A 15677-nucleotide genomic window follows, 5' to 3' on the forward strand; every position below is an offset into this window, starting at 1 on the left:
GAACAGAGCCGAATTTTACCCAATTTACTTTAGTGTTATTGCCCCTAAACCCATCTCCATAAAGGATTAGCCAGATATTTCGATTTCCCCCATTCCCAGGCAAACACCCCCTTTTGCCATAGTATATGCTTCAAAGTATACATATAATATTGCCCTTATTTGCCATTCAACCACCTATTATGCCTCCTATATACGGTTAAATGACAATTAACTTTAATTAACACATGAACCACCCTATCCGCAAGGGCTTTTATTAAATTTGCCCCGGGCAATATCCCCTACAACATAAATATGCGAACAAATGGCTGGTAACAAAAAGTACCTGAAAACAGTCGTTTACCTGATCCTGGCTGTAGTTATTATTGGTATCATCTATACCAGGTTTGCTGCTCCTAAAAAAGAAGCAGCACCCAACAAAGAAACTGTACGTGGTAGCAAAGGAAACAAACCCTTGCTGGTAGACGCCTTTATTGTACATTCCTCTTCCCTGAACGAAGTCATCTATGCCAGCGGTACCCTCCAGAGCAACGAAGAAGTACAGATCCAGCCCGAAATCACGGGCAAGGTCACTGGCCTCTTCTTCAAAGAAGGTACCCAGGTAAATAAAGGTGCCCTCCTCGTCAAGATCTACGATGAAGACCTTAAAGCTCAGCTGGCCAAACTGGAACTACAGCAACAACTGGCGAAAACTACCCTCGAAAGACAGGAAAACCTCCTGAAGATCAATGGTATCAGCCGCCAGGATGTAGACGTTACCCGCAACCAGGTGAGCGCCTATGGTGCTGACATGGAGTATACCCGCACCCAATTGCAGAAAACAGAACTCAGAGCCCCCTTCAATGGCCGCCTCGGCTTGCGCAATATCAGCCTCGGCGCTATCGTCAACAATACCACTATTATTACTACCCTGCAACAGATCGACCCATTGAAGGTAGATTTCACTGTTCCGGAAAAGTACCGCAACGTCGTTAGACAAGGCGATGCCGTCACCTTCAAAGTAGCGGGCGATTCCCTGCCCTACAAAGGACAGATCTATGCTATCGATCCAAAAATCGACCTCGCTACCCGCACTATTAAATTAAGAGCCATCGTACCTAACCCCGGTCAGTTACTGCCCGGTGCCTTTGCTAACGTACAGATCGCTCTCCGTAATATGCCCAATGCCCTTATGATCCCATCGCAGGCCGTTATTCCAGGTACCCGCGATAAAAAAGTGATCATCGCGGAACAAGGCAAAGCAAAATTCGTTGTCGTTGAAACCGGTCTACGCGACGCAGATAACGTAGAGATCACCGGCGGCCTCCACCAGGGAGATACCGTGATCACCAGCGGTATGCTGCAACTCAAACCTGGTATGGTACTGAAGTATAACAAGATCAATTAAACAAAGTAGACCATGAGCCTTCCCTCTCTATCGCTCAAACGTCCTGTATTTGCCATTGTGATGAACATTATCATTGTCATCTTTGGCTTTGTAGGCTTCAACTTTCTGGGGGTAAGGGACTTCCCTGCCATAGATCCACCCATCGTTAACGTACGCACTTCCTATGCAGGTGCTAACTCTGATATCATTGAAACACAGATCACCGAGCCACTCGAGAAATCTATCAACGGGATCGCCGGTATCAAAAATATATCGTCCAGCAGTAGCCAGGGTACCTCCAATATCACCGTGGAATTTGAACTTGGTATCGACCTGGAGGCCGCTACCAACGACGTTCGGGACAAAGTATCGCAGGCACTCCGTAACCTGCCTCCCGATATCGATGCCCCACCTGTAGTGTCCAAAGAAGATGCGAACTCTGACTACATCCTCTCCATGACTTTGCAGAGTAGCACCCGCAATCAGCTGGAGATCACGGAATATGCCAACAACGTACTGCTGGAAAGACTGCAAACCATTCCAGGTGTCAGCTCTATCCGCATCCTCGGTGAAAAGAAATACGCTATGCGCCTCTGGATGGATCCTGCCAGGCTCTCAGCTTATAGTCTCACACCGTCCGATGTACAACAGGCCCTTGCAAAAGAAAACGTTGAACTGCCATCCGGTAAGATTGCCGGCAATGCCACCGAACTAACGGTACGTACCTTTGGCCGCCTCAATACCGAAGAAGATTTCAATAACCTGATCATTAAGAATGTAAATAGCAGTGTCATTCACTTCAGGGATATCGGTCAGGCTGTATTAGGCCCTGAAAATGAGGAGACCATTCTGAAAGAATCCGGTGTACCTATGGTGGCCCTGGCGCTCACCCCGCAACCTGGTTCCAACTATGTAGCCATCACCGATGAATTCTATAAAAGGTATGAACAACTGAAAAAAGACCTGCCACCGGATCTGAGTACGAATATCGCCATCGATAATACCCGCTTTATCCGCAAGTCTATCGAAGAAGTAGAAGAAACACTCGTCATCGCACTGGTACTGGTTATCCTTATCATCTACCTTTTCTTCCGCGACTGGCTCATGGCCTTTCGTCCGCTGGTGGATATTCCCGTGTCCCTCATTGCGGCATTCTTTATCATGTATATATGTGGCTTCACCATTAATATATTGACCCTCCTGGCTATTGTATTGGCAACAGGATTAGTAGTAGATGATGGTATCGTGGTCACTGAAAATATCTATAAGAAAATTGAAGCAGGTATGCCGCGTATGCAGGCTGCGAAAGAAGGCTCTGAAGAGATCTTCTTTGCCGTTATTGCAACCAGCATCACCCTCGCTTTCGTATTCCTTCCGATCGTATTCCTGCAGGGATTCGTAGGCCGCCTGTTCAGGGAATTTGGGATCGTGGTAGCAGGCGCTGTACTCATCTCCGCATTTGTATCCCTTACCCTCACCCCCGTATTGAATGTAAAACTGGGTCGTAAAAAACACACCCATTCCTGGTTCTATACCAAAACAGAACCCTTCTTCACCTGGATGGAAGATGGTTACAACCGCGCACTGGAACGATTCATGAAAGTGAACCGGATCGCTATCCTGATAGTGCTGGGTTGTGTGGTGATGATTATCCTCCTCTTCCGCAACCTGCAGGCAGAACTCGCACCGATCGAAGACCGCAGCCAGTTCCGTCTTTCCATTACCGCACCGGAAGGCACCTCTTTCGACTACATGGAAAGATACATGGATGGCCTCACCCAATTCATGATCGATTCCATTCCTGAAAAGAATATCATCCTTACCGTAACGGCACCCGGCTTTAGTGGCGGAGGAGCGGTAAACAGCGGCTTTGCCAATATTGTACTCACGGAGCCACACGACAGGACCCGTTCACAGAAGGAGATTGTGAACATGGTGAACCGCAATATGTTTAAGTTCTCCGAAGGCAAGGTATTCGCAATAGAACAGCAAACCATACAGGTGGGCCGTCGTGGAGGATTGCCGGTGTCTTTTGTATTACAGCATATCAACTTTGATAGTTTGTCGAAAGTGTTGCCCATCTTCCTCGATGAAGCGAACAATGATCCTACTTTCTCTGGTGTGGATGTAGACCTTAAGTTCAACAAACCGGAGCTGCGTATTCAGATCAACCGTGCAAAAGCGAGCGAACTGGGCGTATCTGTTGACGATATCTCTCAAACTTTACAGCTGGCACTGAGCAATGTGCGGTATGGTTATTTCATCCGCAATGGTAAGCAGTACCAGGTAATGGGACAGGTATTCAGAGGCAGTCGTGATAAACCCACTGACCTGCAAAACTTCTATGTACGCAACAGCAGGGGAGAGGCAATCCAGTTAGATAACGTCGTATCTATAAAGGAAGAAACGAGTCCGCCTATCATCTATCACTTCAACCGTTACAAATCAGCCACTATCTCTGCGGGTCTTGCGCCGGGCAAGACTATCGGAGATGGTATTGATGCCATGTACCGTATTTATAATGACCTGCAAAAGCAGGGTGTGATCGATGATTCTTACAATGCAGCATTGTCAGGTTCATCCAGGGACTACGCAGAGAGTGGCTCCAATACCATGTTCGCATTGTTGCTGGCGTTGGTGTTGATTTACCTGGTATTGGCCGCACAGTTTGAGAGCTGGGTCGATCCATTCATCATTATGCTCACGGTGCCGCTGGCATTTGCAGGCGCCCTGCTATCGTTATGGATCTTTGGCCAGACATGGAATATCTTCTCACAGATCGGGGTCATTATGCTGATTGGTTTGGTGACGAAGAATGGTATCCTCATCGTGGAATTTGCGAATCATAAAAGAGATGAAGGATTAGAAAAAGGCCCGGCTGCAATCATAGCGGCGACAATGCGTTTACGCCCGATATTGATGACGAGTCTTGCAATGGCACTGGGTGCATTGCCGATTGCCATGTCGCTGGGGGCAGCCGCTACAAGCCGCATTCCGCTGGGTATTGTAATCGTGGGTGGGATTGTGTTTTCACTGATCCTGACATTATTTGTAATCCCTGCGATGTATACACTCCTGAGCAGAAGAAAACAGGCAACTGAACCAGTAGATGACGGAGAAGGAACTTTGCATATTGCTGAGCAGAAGAAAACAAGTCACTAACTGGTAGCAACTTTTGACGCGACTGAATAAATGCATGACATGAAACGTATCCTCATATTCTGCCTGTTGCTATCTGCCCTCCACGTATCTGCACAACAGGTGCTGACAGTAGAGCAGGCGATAGATCTGGCATTAAAGAACAACTATGATATACGGCTGGCAAAGAATGACGCCGCCATTGCTGCGAATGATTATGCTTATGCCAACTGGGCATTTGCACCAAAATTAAACGGAACTGCATCAAGAGTGTGGAATACAACCCGTACCAGGCAGGAGTTTGTAAATGGTTCCAAGCGGGATACGAGCGGGATTCATAGTAAGAACCTCACCGGGAATGTGACCTTATCCTGGACACTGTTCGATGGCTTAAAAATGTTTGCTACCAGGCAAAAACTGGAGGCAATAAGAGACCTGGGAGATGCGTCATTGAAAGATGCGCTGATTACCACTGTGGCCAATGTAATAGCCAGTTACTATGCAGTGGTACAGGGGAAGCAGCAACTGCACAACTTATCAGAACAGTTATCGATTGCAGATGAAAGAGTGAAACTATCAGATGCGAAGTTCCAGACAGGATTAGGACCGAAAACGGATTGGCTGCAATCAAAAGTAGATTACAATGCATTGAAAGCCGCTTACCTTCGTCAGCAAACCGTGATTGATCAGGGCAAAGTGATCCTGAATCAGTACATGGCTATAGAAGGAGGGAATACACAATATGATGTGCAGGATAGTATCCCGCTAAACACAGACCTCGACTATGGTAAGATGCGGGAGGAAATGTTGCAGCGGAATACCAGTTTGCTGGTAGCCAGGCAAAACCTGCATGTATCACAGCTGGAATTGAAGGAAAGTAAAGGAGATTACTTCCCTATTATCAATTTCAATTCAGCATACAATTTTACAAAAGTGAATTCCAATGCAGCAACGAATTCATTCAGTCCTGTATTCAATCAGAATGGCGTGTTTAATTATGGTTTCTCAGCTACCGTTCCCATTTTCAATGGACTGAATGTACGCAGGCAGGTAAAGAATGCGGCGCTTAATGTAAGCTATCAGCAGCTCTCATTAGAAAACACCCGGACCAAGGTAGATATGGCACTTAGCAATGCATTCAAAGATTACGGGTACTACAAGACAGCGGTCGACCTGGAAGAGGAAAATCTGGGCCTTGCACGCGAGAATGCGATGGTGGCATTAGAGCGGTTTAAACAAGGGGTATCTACAACCATCGAAGTAAAGGAAGCACAGCAAAGTTTAGAAGATGCCTACAACCGGTTGATTAACGCCCGCTATAATATCAAACTGGCAGAAACACAGTTACTCCGCTTAAACGGTGATCTGATAAAATAATACAGCATTTCCTCATCCAGACATCCCTAAAACTAAAACAGCTTTGCCTTTGGCAAAGCTGTTTTAGTTTGTATGCTATTCAATGAATAAAGTGCAAAATCATATTTCATCCCCCTACTGCTCATCCTCTTTCTTCACCGGTGGCAATGTTCCGGCCGCTTTATCTTTCTGATACTGACTATAACTATTCTTTATATACAACATCAGATCGTATTCTGTCGCATCCTGCATAAACTGGTATCCTGGCCTGTACCGCATCATAAAACTGTCCAATTCATTTCCGTTCAAATGCGTCATCTTCTCCACCAGCTCCGGACTATACCTGTTATCAATATACTTCTCCTTTTCCCAATAAACCAGCTGCTCTTTAAAATGCTCATTTCTCTTCCGCTGCTTACTTGGTACCAGGTACGTCAGTGCCGTAATCGGATGTGATGGTAACGTCTTCAACACATCCATCGCCCCGGGCTTCTTATACCCGAAATATTTCGCATATTCCTGTCTCGTTGCAGCGGAATCCCTTACATAATTCCTGCCTCTTACATCCACTCCCTGTATGGTGATTACCCTTTTCGTCATATACACATTAATGAACATAGACGAAGCCGGAACTGCTATAAATTTCCTTTCATATGTCAACATCGTGAATTCAAGGGTATCTCCCGGCATTGCATCAATTTCAAAACGACCACTTTCACTCCCTAATACCCCTGATCGCGTCTTTTTATTAATAATACTAACGTTTGGAATTGCCTGTCTGTTATCAATATCAGTAATAAGACCCGACACTCTCACCTGCGCACTGACGTGCTGCAGACAGAAAAACAGGCAAAAAAATAGTGCTCCAAGCCAGATGGAAAGCGTTTTAATTCGTCTAGGCATCGCTCAAAAATAAATTTCCCCTCGCAAATGAAACGTTAAAAATATAGATTAATGTTCAATAATCGGGGTTAATGGCTGTTAAACATACCATTAATTTATAAATAATTACTTTTAACCCTCATATATTCCAAACACTATGCCTCAGAAGATCATTTTTGCAACACAGCGCTACCAGTATCTCAAAAACCGCATACTGGCGCTGGCCCCCCATTGGGAGGAAGGGAAACTGGAAATTCGTGACTTTCCGGACGGGGAACATTATCACCGTATCCGGAGCCAGGTACATGGCAAAGAGGTCATAGTGCTGGGAGGTACCATTGACGATAAGGAGACACTGGAACTATTCGACATTGCCCACGGCTGTATCCAGCTCGATGCGCATGCTCTGAACCTCGTGATCCCGTTCTTCGGTTATTCCACCATGGAAAGAGCGGTAAAATCCGGCGAAATTGTAAAAGCCAAAACCCGGGCATTATTGTTTTCGGCCCTGCCCGCTACTAACAGTGGTAACAAAGTCGTATTGATGGACCTCCATGTAGATGGTATCACTTACTACTTTGAAAGTGGCGTGAGGCCTGTTCATCTATATGGAAAAGACCTCGTCAAAGAGGCTGCAATGGAATTAGGTGAAGGAGAACCCTTCGTTCTGGCCAGCACAGATGCCGGGAGAGCTAAGTGGGTGGAATCACTTGCCAATGATCTGAATGTAGAAGCTGCTTTTGTATTCAAGAAACGTATTTCAGGAGAGACGACACAGATCACAGGTATCAATGCAGAAGTAGAAAATAAAAACGTGATCATATATGATGATATGATCCGTACTGGTGGCTCACTTATACATGCTGCACAATCTTACCTCGATGCCGGCGCAAAAAATATCTCTGTCATTACAACGCATGGAATATTCGCTGGTGGAGGATTTGAGAAGATTAAAAAAAGCGGCATCATCAAAAAAGTGATCTGTGCAGATACACACCCCAATGCATTGAGCATACAAGATGAATTACTCACCGTAAAGTCAGTAGATAAGATTATTGTAGATTACTTCCAACAACACGGGTAATCACACCCGGCATGAGTACTACTGCACAAATACTACCCCCTCCGTTGGCAAGGTGTTTGATATACAGCGTCCTAGACTTGGATGAGCTGTAGAGTAGTGCTGCGCAACAAACACACACAGAAATAAAAATACTGATTTGATTGAAGGGTGCTTCACCGCTGGTGAGGGGCAGGGAAATACTATACGCGGATGTTGCATTCTCACACCTATAGACCAACACTGTAGATGCCACTGGTTATGGTATTTTACAGGCATCCCCGAGAAATAATCCTGAGCCGGTTCATTGTACCGGAGATTTCGATTGTATTATAATTGAGCGAGGGGCTCAGGTATTGAAAACAGGAATAACGGAAACCTGTTACGTAAAAATTTTAAACCAAATCTTGCAATATAACAATGAGAAGCCATGTACTTACCTGGTTATGGCTGTGCTTTGCTATTTACTGTAGTATAGGACCCAACAGAGCAAGCGCAAACGTTAACCGGCCATTTCCAACGTTGTCTGCTGTAACAGCAGTAAAGCAACAACCCAAAGACACTACCGTGAAGCCTTCCGCTTCCCCTGTAGTGATTACACCTTCTGCCAGCAAACCGGCCACAGACACAAGTAAGCCAGCAACGGCCACGCCTGTGACGATTACGCCAAACAAAAATAATCAGACCAATAAAGCAGATACTACCAAACCTGCTGCGGCTGTGATTACTCCTAACAATCAGGCAAAGGATAGTACGAAAACAGATACTACCAAACCTGCTGCGGCTGTGATTACTCCTAACAATCAGGCAAAGGATAGTACGAAAACAGATACTACCAAACCCGCTGCGGCCGTGATTACTCCTAACAATCAGGCGACTGACAGTACCCGTAAGGATACCACCAGACCCGCTACTGCTGCCAGTGACAGCTCGAAGAAAAAAGCAGCTGATACATCTGCACTGATACTACCTTCAGATAGTAACACACTGAAGAAAGAGATCGGTCAGTTCACCCTGAGTGGTGTGGTAAAACAACCGGGTGGCCAGCCTATTCCGGGCGCACAGGTGGTGAACCTGTCCACTAAACAAGGTGTAGCAGCGAATGTAGATGGTACCTATTCGATCAAGGCTTCTCTGAAAGATACCATAAAATTCTCGGCACCTACTTTTGGCGATCAGTCAATACCCTTGACCAGCAAGGATTCTCTGCCAGTCACATTGACGACAGCCTCTACCGGGAAAAAACAATTGCAGGAAGTAGTAGTGACAGCACTCGGTATTCAGCGTAATACCAGAGCGGTAGGTTATGCTATCGAAGATGTAGGTGGCAGCGCCGTACAGGAAGCCAAAGAAGTGAACTTTGTGAATGCACTCCAGGGTAAAGTACCTGGTCTGCAGATCTCCTCCAATACAGGCTCCATGGGCGGTTCCAATAAGATCACTATTCGTGGTACGAAATCAATATTAGGCGATAACAATGCCTTTATTGTAGTCGATGGAACACCATTCGTAAACAGCAACAGCAACCAGGCAGGTCAGCTGAATGGCGGTGGTGGTTACGACTATGGCTCTTCTTTACAGGACATCAACCCCGAAGATATCGATAACATCTCCATACTGAAAGGTGCTGCTGCAACTGCCTTGTATGGTAGCCGTGGCGCAAATGGTGTGATGCTCATCACAACCAAAAAGCGCCCGGATGTAAGTGGTGGCATTGGTGTTACATATAGCCTCAATGCACAGGCAGACCAGGTATCTATTCTGCCTCATTATCAAAATGAATATGGCGGCGGTAGCGGCGGTAAATTTGAAAAGTTGTATTACAACGAACATCCCGAAGCATTCCTGAGCCAATCTGCAGCTACCTATGATGATAATGATGGATTAGGACGATATGACCTGATGCCTATCTATAAAGCAGATGAATCATGGGGACCCAAATTGCAGGGCCAGCTGGTTCGTCCATACTACTCCTTTGACAAGGATAAAGGCAATCCTTACTTTGGCCAGACTACGCCATGGGTAGCACAGCCAAACAATGTGAAGGATTTCTACAGAACGGGGTATACCATCACCAACAATATTGCCATGGCTGGTAACAGCGATAAAGGTTACTTCCGTCTCTCTTACGGCAATATGAATCAGGTATTCGTACTGCCTAATGCCAGTATGAACAGAAACAACGTATCATTCAATGGTGGATATGAAATAGCAAAAGGCCTGAAAGCAGTAGCCTCTGTAAACTATACAGCGTTTGCCGCGAAAGGCAGGCCAGGTACCGGCTTCACGGGCCCGAACCCCACCTTACAGTTTACCATGTATGGTCAGCGCCAGCTGAACCTCGATATGGAAAAGAGATATAAATATGAGGATGGCTCACAAATAACCTGGAACCGTACAGCATGGGATAATCCCGCTCCTGCATCCAGCAATGGACCATACTGGAACCGCTACATGGATTATGAAACAGATAGCCGCAACCGCATCTTTGGTAATGCAGGTCTGGATTATGAAGCCAACAAATGGTTAACCATCAGTGGCCGTGTATTCATGGACAGCTACAATGCATTACAGGAAGAACGCACTGCAAAAGATTATTTCATTGGCGGCTACATCAAGAGATTACCTACTGCAAGAGAACTGAACTATCAGCTGACGGCTAACATGAAGTTCGACCTGGGCAAAGACTTCAAATTGAATGGCCTTGTAGGTGGTAACATTATGCATCGTAAATGGACAATGACGGGTGGTAGTACCAATGGCGGTCTCATTCTGCCACTGGTGTATAACCTGAACAACTCTGTGACAACGGCTACGCCATATGATGAGTACTATGAGAAACAGATCAACTCAGGGTTTGCTACCGCATCACTCTCTTACAAGAACTTCCTGTTCATGGACCTGACCGGCCGTGCGGACTGGAGCTCTGCACTGATGAGTAAGAACAATCCTTATGTGTATCCATCTGCATCAGCATCCTTTGTATTCTCAGATTTATTGAAAAGCTGGAAATGGTTGTCCTTCGGTAAATTACGTGCAAGTATCTCAGCTGTGGGTAGCGATACAGATCCATACCAGATCTACGATATCTACCAGTTTGTAGCTGGTTTTGGCAGTAACCCGATTACACAGGCTTACCCTACCAAATACAATATGGACCTGAAACCTGAGCGCACACAGGAATATGAGACAGGTATCGCCCTGAAATTCCTCGATGAACGTGTAGGTCTGGACTTCACTTACTATCAGCGCACAACCAAAGACCAGATTATGCCGCTGACGGTATCTCCGGCTACTGGTTATACCACTACTTATGTAAACGGTGGTAGCGTGCAGAATAAAGGTATTGAAGCATCTCTGTCACTGAATCCAATTCGCCTGAAGAGTGGATTCCGCTGGGACATCGTAGCGAATATTGCACGCAATAAGAACAAGGTGCTGAATATGAATATTGACCAGTATGGCACTTCCCTCACGCAGCTTACAATTGGTACCGACCGTCGCACGACCAGGGTATCGGTAGTAGGTCTGGTAGGTCAGCCACTGGGTACACTGATGGGTACAGACTACGTGTACAATGATAAAGGAGAACGTATTGTAGGTGCCGATGGCAACTACCTGATCTCCGACATCAAGCCTATCGGTTACGCCTATCCTGATTTCACTGGTGGTGTGAATAATACCTTCTCTTACAAAGGTATTTACCTGTCTGCACTGATCGACTTCCAGCATGGAGGTAACTTCTTCTCTTACACTAATATGTATGGTAAGATCTCCGGTCTGCTTGATGTAACTGCAGCTAACAATGTACGTGAAACAGGTATCATTGCAAAAGGTGTGAAAGAAGATGGAACGCCTAACGACGTTGTACTGGATGCGAATACATACTTTGTCAACAATGAGAATAAAACCCTCAGCAAAGCAAACCTGTATGATGCAAGTTATATCTACCTCCGTGAAGTAAAACTGGGGTATAATATTCCGGAATCATGGTACAAACGCTTCCACGCACAGAGTGCAAGACTCTCTTTATATGGACGTAACTTATGGTTGATGCATAGCAATGCGCCGAACGTAGATCCGTCCAATATCCTCAACTCAAGTTCCAACATTGTGGGTATAGAAGGTGGTGCGTTGCCATCCATCCGCTCTTTTGGTGTTAACCTCAATGTTTCATTCTAAAAAGTGAATCAAAATGCTTAACCGTATCATAAAATATAGCTGCCTGTTGGCTTTCGTGGGGCTGGTGATGGCTGGATGTAGAAAGCTGGACAGCATCAATCACGATCCGACTAAATCAACTACGACAGAACCTCCCTACCTGCTGACAGGTGCGGAAAAAAGTACAATGGACATACTGTATAGCTCATTGCAGAATGGTTATATCGGCATGCACTACGCACAGTTCTGGTCTGGCAATACAAGGGTAGCAGACAGCCAGTATTCGCTGGACGAAAACAACAATGGTGCACTATGGACTACACTGTATGCAGCAGCGCATAACCTGGATCTGATCCGTACCCTGAACGCTGATGGCGCCAATCCCGCTGCACAAAATCAAAATGCGATAGCTGGTATTCTGAAAGTATGGATCATGCAGATCCTTACAGATGCTTATGTAAATGTGCCTTACACACAAGCGCTGGATGTAACTAAATATGTAACACCGGCGTATGATGACGCAAAGACTATTTACAACCAGCTCACTGATTCCCTGACAGCAAATATCAATGCACTGGATGCTTCTAAACCTACTTTTGGTGATGCAGATGTGATCTATAAAGGTGATGTGAATAAATGGAAGACTTTAGGTCACAGCCTTATGCTACGCCTCGCTATCCGCATGGCAGATGCAGATAATGCAAAAGCAAAAAGCCTCATAGAAGCAAACTATCAGGGAGCAATGACCAGTAACAGTGATAATGCGGAATTTGCATACCTGGGCGCAGATCCCAACAGGTATCCAATGGATGAAACCAACAGACCCATTATTGACTTTTATGTATCAACCACGCTGACTGATTATATGAGAGAGACCAGCGATCCAAGGTTGACCATCTATGCAAGACCCGTGGAAGGGTTGACGACAGATACCATATATGGAATGCCTTATGGGATGAGCACGACAGATCCTAACAGACCTACAACGGCTTCCTATCCCGGCACTAAAATTTATGGGGCAGACATGAAAGGAATCTTAATGACTTATTCTGAAGTGGCCTTTACACTTGCAGAGGCAGCGGCGAGAGGCTATACAGTAGGTGGTGACGCTGCTACTTATTATGCATCAGGTGTACGCGCATCGATGAACTACTGGGGTGTGGCAGACAGTACTGCAAATGCGTACCTGGCACAAGTGCCCTACATGAGTGGTGACTGGAAGAATGTAATTGGCACCCAGAAATGGCTGTCGTTATATCCACAGGGCTTCCAGGCATGGTTTGAAAGAATCCGTCTGAACTTTAAAAAACCTGGTGGTGCTGATTTGTTTATTGCACCGGTTTCCGGTTCACTTGATCAGCATGTAACAATGGTACCTTACCGCCTTACTTATCCAATTGTAGAGTCTAACTCCAATAGTACCAACTACGCAGCTGCCGGCAGCGCTATTGGTGGTGACAACAAGGGCACCAAGAACTGGTGGATCACTTACTAACACAACTATCACTCATAAAACCCTGCCGGCCTGCTTTCAAGCGGGCCGGCTTTTTTTATGCCCGTATTTCTTATTTTTACTACTCAACCTATTATGTAGTTAACTATATGCGCACAAAAATTTGCCTGGCACTATGCCTGCTTATGGGCGGTCTGCAACTTTCCGCACAGGAACTCACCCAGGGCTATAGCCACTGGTATACTTACTTTGGTACCGCACAAATAAACCAGAAATGGGCGATAGCTTACGACTTCCAGGCGAGGATCAGGAATGGAATCAGCAATAAAGGGCAGATTCTGAACAGAGCCGGACTACAATATACACCTGGAAAAAATGCAAGCTATTTACTGGGGTATTCGTTTATCACCACTTACAGCGATGGAGCGGATCAGTATTTTCCTGAACACCGTATCTATCAGCAGTTCATTTACAAGAATAATACAAGGACATTCAACATGACCCACCGGGTGCGATTTGAGGAGCGTTGGGTAGGTCAGAAGACAGCTGCCGTGAAGGATGTACAACATTGGAAATATGGACACCGTTTGCGGTATTTTAACCGTACACAATTTCCGATCAGGAAAGCGGAGAAAGTAACCCCTTTCTATTTTGCATTGCAGAATGAGTTCTTCATGAATGTATTCAATAGTGAGATCAATAATAAGTTTGTAGACCAGAACCGGTTTCTAATTGCACAAGGCTATGCTTTAAAACCGAATCTAAAGGTGGAAGCGGGGTATATGAATCACTTTGTACAACCTGCAACAGGCAATAATTCCATGACACATATTCTACACCTGGCAGTATTCCACAATTTCAACTTATAAAAATTACGATCTTCAAAAACCGGGGCAGGCCGTTTTCACGGCCTGCCCCGATTTTTTTTCTACAAAAAAAGAGGCCGGTCCTTTGGACCGGCCTCTTTTGCAATTATTTTAAAACTAAATTTCTCTTAGCTGATATTCTTTTTCGCCAACCGCTCAAACTCCCGCTGCTCTAACTCCGTCTTAAACGCACTGGTCGGTACCAGAAAAAAATCTTTCTTTCCCTTGTATAAAAAGAAAAAGTTCTTTGCCTTTACTACCTGCGTAAACGCATGCCACGACAACTCCTTCTTTACATCACTTCTTCTCGTCGCAATCACAATCCCGTCCTCAGAATAATTCAATCGTATATCGTCCTGAAATGTAGCTGCCTTATTATAAATCGATACCGGCAACATATACCAAAACACCAATCCAATCACCACCGACATTCCCAGAATCCCTATCAACGCACCTATTGTTACCAGCCGATAAGAAAACCCCACTAAAGTAAAAGTCAGCAAAATAAAAAGCGTGGTTCTGAAAACTTTTATTTCCCCCCGCTGCAGGAAATGATAGCGTAATGCATTCAAAACCTCCTCCTTATTGTAACTAAACTCCAAATGCATTATGGCAAGGCAGACATTTTTTATTTAACAACTGGAATGGAAATCTGGCTTTCCATATCATCTCTTGTACTAACCGGAGCGTATTTTTTATGACTGGCCACAGGCGCTTTCTTAGGCGTACCATCTGTCAGATCATCTTCGCTCAGGCCAGGGAAATTATTCTTGATAAACTTAAAATACTGTTGTAAAGTCTTCGTATCCACTTTAAAAGGGAATACAGGCTCTTCGGCCACTGCTTTCATATCGCTCGTATTAATACGGTTGCCATTCTGCAGGTACCATTTATACAAATCCACTATTCCCTTCTTCAGGTCCTCCTCGTACATCTTATCTCCATCCTGATCTTTCGGTAACATCCATACATACTCTTCTACACGTGCAGCACGCGCAGTAGTTTTAGTTACGGTAGTAGTTTTATCAGAATTATCGCAGTTAGCAGACTTGCCTTTTTCTTTATCTCCTTTTTCGCCTTCCTTCTCTTTCTTTTTCTCCTCGTTCCAGGTATTATCCAACTTCTTCTTTCCGCTAATGGCGCTCGCTGATGATACTGTGGCACAACCTACCAACAGCAGGAACAGCAGCTTTTTCATAGTGTAAATTATTTGTAAGTCTAAAAATACAAAATCCCTGGTAAAAAATGGAAACTGTTTTTGGCTCAAAAGGCTGTTTTGGCCTTTCAAATAGAGAAAAAACCGCTAAAAAAACAAAAGCAATGGATAAACCATTGCTTTCGAGAGTCATTTTACATTGCATGAAGAGTCACGCCTGTAGGAATTAATTGGTTTTTCAT

Annotated in this window: 10 protein-coding genes; 7 read left to right on the forward strand and 3 right to left on the reverse strand. The window is 45.1% G+C overall.

Features of this window, described 5'->3' with window-relative positions:
* The first annotated feature begins 301 nt into the window (after positions 1 to 301).
* The 3 genes from ABDW33_RS22890 to ABDW33_RS22900 are packed head-to-tail and all read left to right on the forward strand — an operon-like array spanning position 302 to position 5878.
* Positions 302 to 1384, forward strand: a complete 1083-nt coding sequence (locus tag ABDW33_RS22890; protein ID WP_343692427.1) for an efflux RND transporter periplasmic adaptor subunit — start codon at positions 302 to 304, stop codon at positions 1382 to 1384.
* 12 nt (positions 1385 to 1396) lie between these two features.
* Positions 1397 to 4525, forward strand: a complete 3129-nt coding sequence (locus ABDW33_RS22895; RefSeq protein WP_343692428.1) for an efflux RND transporter permease subunit — start codon at positions 1397 to 1399, stop codon at positions 4523 to 4525.
* A 39-nt stretch (positions 4526 to 4564) separates the two neighbouring features.
* The gene (locus ABDW33_RS22900) at positions 4565 to 5878 is read left to right on the forward strand and encodes a TolC family protein (RefSeq protein WP_343692429.1); all 1314 of its coding nucleotides are present in this window, start codon (positions 4565 to 4567) and stop codon (positions 5876 to 5878) included.
* A 114-nt stretch (positions 5879 to 5992) separates the two neighbouring features.
* On the opposite strand, the gene ABDW33_RS22905 is transcribed toward ABDW33_RS22900, so the two are convergent.
* Positions 5993 to 6760, reverse strand: coding sequence for a hypothetical protein (locus tag ABDW33_RS22905; protein WP_343692430.1), 768 nt, complete (start codon positions 6758 to 6760; stop codon positions 5993 to 5995).
* A gap of 136 nt (positions 6761 to 6896) precedes the next feature.
* Here ABDW33_RS22905 and prs point away from each other — a divergent pair, with 136 nt between their 5' ends.
* The 4 genes from prs to ABDW33_RS22925 all read left to right on the forward strand — a co-directional run bounded on the left by prs (position 6897) and on the right by ABDW33_RS22925 (position 14282).
* Positions 6897 to 7823, forward strand: a complete 927-nt coding sequence (gene prs / locus ABDW33_RS22910) for a ribose-phosphate diphosphokinase (RefSeq protein ID WP_343692431.1) — start codon at positions 6897 to 6899, stop codon at positions 7821 to 7823.
* A 396-nt stretch (positions 7824 to 8219) separates the two neighbouring features.
* On the forward strand, positions 8220 to 11981 hold the full coding sequence (locus ABDW33_RS22915; RefSeq protein ID WP_343692432.1) for a SusC/RagA family TonB-linked outer membrane protein: 3762 nt from the start codon (positions 8220 to 8222) through the stop codon (positions 11979 to 11981).
* A 13-nt stretch (positions 11982 to 11994) separates the two neighbouring features.
* Positions 11995 to 13455, forward strand: coding sequence for a SusD/RagB family nutrient-binding outer membrane lipoprotein (locus tag ABDW33_RS22920; RefSeq protein ID WP_343692433.1), 1461 nt, complete (start codon positions 11995 to 11997; stop codon positions 13453 to 13455).
* Between the two features lie 107 nt (positions 13456 to 13562).
* A complete protein-coding gene (locus ABDW33_RS22925) occupies positions 13563 to 14282 on the forward strand; it encodes a DUF2490 domain-containing protein (protein ID WP_343692434.1) in 720 nt (239 codons plus the stop codon).
* A 125-nt stretch (positions 14283 to 14407) separates the two neighbouring features.
* Here ABDW33_RS22925 and ABDW33_RS22930 read toward each other — a convergent pair whose 3' ends face one another.
* Both ABDW33_RS22930 and ABDW33_RS22935 read right to left on the reverse strand, forming a co-directional pair.
* Positions 14408 to 14887 carry a YcxB family protein gene (locus ABDW33_RS22930; protein ID WP_343692435.1) on the reverse strand — a complete coding sequence of 160 codons (480 nt, stop codon included), beginning with the start codon at positions 14885 to 14887 and terminating at the stop codon, positions 14408 to 14410.
* Positions 14888 to 14907: 20 nt separating this feature from the next.
* Positions 14908 to 15477 carry a hypothetical protein gene (locus ABDW33_RS22935; protein ID WP_343692436.1) on the reverse strand — a complete coding sequence of 190 codons (570 nt, stop codon included), beginning with the start codon at positions 15475 to 15477 and terminating at the stop codon, positions 14908 to 14910.
* Positions 15478 to 15677 lie beyond the last annotated feature (200 nt).

This window comes from Chitinophaga sp. (assembly GCF_039596155.1).
Taxonomy (GTDB): domain Bacteria; phylum Bacteroidota; class Bacteroidia; order Chitinophagales; family Chitinophagaceae; genus Chitinophaga.

Bases quoted from the DNA above. Each gene is read 5' to 3' on its own strand.
- ABDW33_RS22890 (WP_343692427.1), top strand. From the start codon at position 302: ATGGCTGGTAACAAAAAGTACCTGAAAACAGTCGTTTACCTGATCCTG.
- ABDW33_RS22895 (WP_343692428.1), top strand. From the start codon at position 1,397: ATGAGCCTTCCCTCTCTATCGCTCAAACGTCCTGTATTTGCCATTGTG.
- ABDW33_RS22900 (WP_343692429.1), top strand. From the start codon at position 4,565: ATGAAACGTATCCTCATATTCTGCCTGTTGCTATCTGCCCTCCACGTA.
- ABDW33_RS22905 (WP_343692430.1), bottom strand. From the start codon at position 6,760: ATGCCTAGACGAATTAAAACGCTTTCCATCTGGCTTGGAGCACTATTT.
- prs (WP_343692431.1), top strand. From the start codon at position 6,897: ATGCCTCAGAAGATCATTTTTGCAACACAGCGCTACCAGTATCTCAAA.
- ABDW33_RS22915 (WP_343692432.1), top strand. From the start codon at position 8,220: ATGAGAAGCCATGTACTTACCTGGTTATGGCTGTGCTTTGCTATTTAC.
- ABDW33_RS22920 (WP_343692433.1), top strand. From the start codon at position 11,995: ATGCTTAACCGTATCATAAAATATAGCTGCCTGTTGGCTTTCGTGGGG.
- ABDW33_RS22925 (WP_343692434.1), top strand. From the start codon at position 13,563: ATGCGCACAAAAATTTGCCTGGCACTATGCCTGCTTATGGGCGGTCTG.
- ABDW33_RS22930 (WP_343692435.1), bottom strand. From the start codon at position 14,887: ATGCATTTGGAGTTTAGTTACAATAAGGAGGAGGTTTTGAATGCATTA.
- ABDW33_RS22935 (WP_343692436.1), bottom strand. From the start codon at position 15,477: ATGAAAAAGCTGCTGTTCCTGCTGTTGGTAGGTTGTGCCACAGTATCA.